Origin of the sequence: Castellaniella sp. (assembly GCF_034007085.1) — a bacterium.
In the GTDB taxonomy this organism is placed as follows: Bacteria; Pseudomonadota; Gammaproteobacteria; order Burkholderiales; family Burkholderiaceae_B; genus Castellaniella.
Genome location: NZ_JAVERO010000132.1, coordinates 1 through 5,517, shown reverse-complemented (window position 1 = coordinate 5,517; position 5,517 = coordinate 1). Strand labels below are relative to the sequence as shown.

1 protein-coding gene and 1 pseudogene are annotated in these 5,517 nt (G+C 67.3%); both read right to left on the bottom strand.

All coding sequences use genetic code 11. The features are described from left to right. Nucleotides 1-80: 80 nt before the first annotated feature. Nucleotides 81-3,689 carry an exodeoxyribonuclease V subunit beta gene (gene recB, locus RBR29_RS10165; RefSeq protein ID WP_320349015.1) on the bottom strand — a complete coding sequence of 1,203 codons (3,609 nt, stop codon included), beginning with the start codon at nt 3,687-3,689 and terminating at the stop codon, nt 81-83. After that, nucleotides 3,686-5,517: pseudogene (locus tag RBR29_RS10160) on the bottom strand (exodeoxyribonuclease V subunit gamma); the annotation flags it as partial. The pseudogene RBR29_RS10160 and the gene recB, both read right to left, overlap by 4 nt.

Sequence of the window (5,517 nt, the reverse complement as noted above, 5' to 3'; positions counted from 1 at the left end):
GCGCCAACAGGCGGCCAAAGGCCACGTCCAGATCGCGCAGGCCCTCGTCCGGCTGCGCGAATGCCAGCCAATCGGGCCACTCATCCATCATGCCTTTCCCCTGGCTCACCGTCGAACAGCGCATCCAGCGCCTCGACCAGATCCTGCGCAGGCCGCAACGCCATCAGCCCTTGGCCGGGGGCTTCCTGGCCACGCAGGAACAGATACAGCGCGCCCCCCATGTGGCGGGCGTAATCGTAGTCCGGCAATCGGGCGCGCAACTGCCGGTGCAACGCCAGCACGTACATCAGCATCTGCGCATCGTAGCGGGACATGCGCATGGCTGCCGCCAGCGCCTCGGGCGCGTAATCGGCTTCGTGGGGGCCCAGATCGTTGGACTTGTAGTCGATCAGATAGTAACGGCCCTCATCGGACTGCAGAACCAGATCGATGAAGCCCTTGAACATGCCGTTCAAACGCCCCGCGGCCAGTGCCGGGCGAGCGCCGCCGCCAAAGGTCCCCTGGCGCAACAGCGCATCCAGGCGCCCGATGTCCACCTGATGGACCGGCAGCCAGAATTCCATTTCCGGCAGGCAGGCTGGCACACTGTCCAGCCGCAGTACGGGATTGCCCGGCAGGTCCGGCCGCCAGTCCGTGCACGCCAGCCGCAACAGCCAGCCATGCAACGCATCGATATGCGTCTCCCAGCCACGCACGGCGCAGCGCCGGGCGATCAGATCGCGCGCCTCATCGCCCAGGTTGCGGAAACCTCGCCGTGCCGCCCATTCCAGCAAACCGTGCAGGAATGTCCCGGCCCCGCTGCCCCGAGGGAAATCCTGCAGGGCGGAATCGATCAGGGGAGACGCGCTATCCCATGGCCAGCCATCCGGCGCAGAACCGGCCTGACGGCCTTCACGCAACACATCTTCGGCTGCGGTCTCGGGCGCCGCCATGTCGGCCAGGCACAAAGCGGAATAACTGGAAATCCACCAGGGCTGCCCGACCACCGGCGCAGTCAGATGGCGGGCGGCGCCCAGCACTTCCGGTGCCACCTCTGGGAGCGGCGCCGGATCCGGCGGATCCGCCGGCACGCAATCCCAGGCCATGAGTCCAGGGTGGGCCTGCACCAGACTGTCCCAGCCCGTCTGCAAGTCATCACCCAGCAAGTGGCCAATGCCACTGCCTGCCCCGGTCCTGAGCGGGCCCAATGCCATCCAGACCGCATGACGCGCCCGCGTCAAGGCCACGTACAGCTTGCGCACATCCTCGCCCAGGCGCTCACGGTCCAGGCGCTGCCGCTGCTCGGCATCCACCTCCATGACCCATTCCCGGTCCGTTTCCCCAGGCAACAGATAAGGGCCCCGCCCCGCCTCGACCGGCCGCGCCCTGCAGACAAAGGGCAGGAAGACCAGGGGATATTCCAGCCCCTTGGACTTGTGCACGGTCACAACCCGCACCAGACCCTCATCGCTTTCCAGACGCAAGCGACGGTCATCCTCGCCCTGGGGCATCCGGGACTGCCGGCGCACATAGCGCAACACGGCCTGCTCGCCATCCAGATGGGCGGCAGCCTGCTGCAGCAGTTCGGCCAGATGCAGGAAGTCGGTCAGACGCCGCTCGCCTTCGTAACCGTCGGCCAGCAGACGGGCCGGCACACTGAAATCATGCAGCAAGCGGCGCAGCATGGGCAGCACCCCGCGCTGCCGCCAGATCTGATGATAGGCCTGGAACCGTTCGACCTCGGCATCCCAGGCCCGTTCGTCGTCCACCAGCCGATCCAGCGCCTGCCAGTCCAGGCCCAATGCCGGGGTGGCCAGGGCCGCTCGCACGGCACGCTCATCTTCGGGACGCGCGCAGGCCTCCAGCCACAGCATGACTTCGGCCGTCTGCGGCGATTCATACACGGAGTCGCGTTCGGACAGATAGACGCTGCGCACGCCGACCCCGGCCAGTGCGCGGCGCACGGCGCGCGCCTCGGTATGGGTATTGACCAGAATGGCCATGTCGGCCGGTCGCACCAGCGTCCAGCGGTCTCCATCGCGCATGCCCGCCTCGCCCCGGCGGCCCTGCGCCAGCAATTCAGCCACGGACCGGGCGCAGCGTTCGGCAGCCGCCTGCTCGTACTGGGTCGAGGACAAAGGCTTGCCCGCCACTACCGGATCGATCCAGCAGGCGCGCATGGCCGATGCCGGGCGGCCCAGGATCTCGAAACATTCCGGGCGCCCTTGCGCCTGGACCGGATGAAACGGAATGCTCGCCCCTGGAATCCCGGTGGGAAAAGCCCGCGCCCCCCCCAGGGCGAAACACCGATTGACGGCCTCGACCATGGATTCGGAGGATCGGTAGTTGCGCCCCAGGGTCAGCACCCGCCCGTCGCAGGCCCGGTTGGCCCGCAGGTAGGTATGCACGTCAGCGCCCCGGAAACCATAGATGGACTGCTTGGGATCGCCGATGAAGACCAGCGTGGTCTCTGGATCATTGTCGGCGACCCGGTAGACTCGATCGAAGATCCGGTACTGCACCGGATCGGTATCCTGGAACTCATCGATCAAGACCACGGGAAACTGCCGCCGCAAGGTCTGCGCCAGCCGCGCACCCGAGGCGCCTTCCAGCGCCGCATCCAGATTCAAGAGCAAGCCATCGAACCCCAGCAATGCGGCGCCGGACAATACCTGGCGCAAGCGCCGGGCCATCCAGGCCAGTGCGTGCCGCAGCAGGACCGGGCGCACGGCAGGCAGCGCATCCAGATCGGCACGCAGGCGCTCCAGCGCAGCGCTGGCAGGATGCGCCGGCGCGGCCCCGTCACCGTGCCACTTGTCCTGGATGCCTTGCGGTATCAGCCGGTCCCATCCGGTCTTCAGGTCTGGCGCATCCTGGTCAGGATCACGCGCCCAGTCCCGCAATGCCTGCGTCCAACGCCGCAGATCGCTCGACCGGATCTTCACGTCCTTGCCCAATGAAACCAGCCAGCCCTCCAGGGCGTCCGCATGCTCGACCCAGGGGGCCTTGAGGGCGGCCAGGCGTTCCTGCCGCAGATCCCGCTGGCGCGCCAGGACGTCGGCCAGGCTTTCATCGGTGGCCTCGGGCAGAGATTCGCGGGTCAGCAGACCGGCCAGGCTCAGCAGCGCATCGGGTCCGGGCCAGATGGCCAGCACCCCATCCAGCAGATCCGGGTTCAATGGCGCCACATGGGTGCGCCAGTAATCCCAGGCCGTCTGCCGGATCTCGGCACCCAGGTCCGGCTCCAGGCGCTGCTCGAACAGACTGCCGCTGTCAAAGGCGTGTTCCTGCAGGACACGGGCGCACCAGGCATGGATCGTGGAAATGGCGGCCTCATCCATGGACTGCGCCGCCAGATCCAGTGTGCGGGCGCAAGCCAGCCATTGATCCGACGGCCATTCCTGGCGCAGGGACGCCAGGAATGGGTCCATTTCCCCCTGCGCGCCCTGGGCGAACTGGATGGCGGCCTCGGCCAGGCGGCTGCGGATCCGGTCACGCAGTTCCTGGGCGGCGGCCTCGGTGAAGGTCAGGACGAGGATTTCAGTGGGCAGGCGCGGGCGCTGCCCACCATGCCCCAGCACCAGGCGGACATACAGGGCGGCGATCGTCCAGGTCTTGCCCGTCCCGGCGCTGGCTTCGATCAGATGACTGCCACGCAGGGGAAAGCGCAGAGGATCGACCTGGGGGATGGTCTGGTCCAGCCTGTTCATTCCATGGCCTCGCTTGCAATGGGGTATGGCAGGATCGCCCGCGCCGCCGCGCCGTACAGCGTTTCGGCCCAATGGAAGAAACCGCCGTCGGCACACAGGCTGGAAAAATCAGGATAGCAGCGCCGCAGGTACAGATCATCGTCCACCCGCTTCAGGTAGGTATCTTCGGCTGCTCGCCAGGCCGCCCCTCCGGGAACCGGATCGGCGCCAGCCCGCAGCCAGGCGCCCGCCGCATCGATTTCCACCGGCAGCGCGACACGCATGCCGGCCTGCCAGGCAAGCCACACCGCCTGCCATTGCTCGGCGGCCTGATCCGGATCCAGCGGCTCGAAGCGCACGCAACCCTGAGGGCTGACGAGCACGGTCGTCAGGCTCCGGCCATGTGCATGCGCAGCCAGGTGATCCAGCCAGGCCGGCATCAGGGGGGCGATGCGGTAATGCCTGTCGCGCACCAGGTGGCTGGCAAGCAGTACGACCCGGCCCCATCCGCCCTGCTGGTCCCGACGCCAGCCAGCCAGCGTATCCTCGAAACCCGGCCCCATGCCCGGGAGAGCGCTTGCCATGCGCAAAGGCTCGTCCACCACCACAGGCCAGGCCGCGCAGGCCTGACGATAGGGTTCCACCGTCGCCTGCGCGCTGTCGTACAAAACCTGCGCCAGCACATCGCCCAGCGCACCCGCAACCAGCGTGCCACGCCGGCGCATGTGGCCCAGGCAGTCCTGGAAAATCGGGTCGGGATCAGAGGCTGGATCAGGCGCGCGCCGCAAGGCTTCGAGCAGTTCGGCACGCAACTGCCACTGCCCCAACCCGTCCCGGACATATGGTTCGTCTTCATCCAGATCCGGGTCCGGCGCATCGAAGAAGACACGCAAGCGCTGCTGAAAGAAGGCGCGCACGGGGTGCCTGAGAAACCGGCGCAGGTCGTCCAGACGCACGGATCCTTGCAACTGCAGCGGCGGCAAGGAGGACGGCGCGGGCGCTGCCGCATGGCCCGGTTCGCGGGCACTGCGCCATTCAGATGCATAAGTGAACAGCGCGCCGGGCCCTGTGCGCGCCTGCACGGGAAAATAGCGGCGGCTGAAGGGTTGCAGGGGATGATGCAGGCTCAGGGCGGCGGACAGGGCGCCGGCACCGTCCACAGCCTGCCAGCCCCGGTCCAGATGATCCATCAGCTGGGATACCAATACTGAAGGCGGCTGGGGCGTATTGTCGTGGATGCTGTGCCCGACCCAGGAAAGATACAGCTGGTCTCGCGCCGACAGCAGGGCTTCCAGAAACAGGTAGCGATCGTCTTCACGCCGGGAACGATCGCCGGGGCGCGGATGCAAGGCCATCAGATCGAAATCGACCGGCACGCGCTGGCGCGGGAAAGCGCCATCCTGCATACCCAGCAGGCACACGCGCCGAAACGGGATGGCCCGCATCGGCATGAGAGTGGCAAAGGTCACCGCACCAGCGAAGAATCGCTGCGACAGTCCGGCCTGATCCAACTGGCCCAGGCAATGCTCGGCGACAATGGACACCGGCACAGGTTCGTCGACCCCGGCCGCCTCGCACAACAGGGCCCAATCCTGCAGGATTTCCCGGAACCGCGCCAGCGTGTGCTCGTCGTCATCCGAAACGGGCAGGAAACAATCATCCAGCAGTCCACCCAGGAACACGAGCCATTGCGCAGGCGAGGCGTCCCGGCTCAACTGCCGCCAGTGACGATCCAGCGTATCCAGCAGCCGGGCCAGCGCACCCAATGCCTGGGCCTGCAGCCCGCCGGTTTCACCGTAGGGCTCGATACCGCCCCAGGCCGGCGCATCAAGGCCCGCCGCATAGCCCA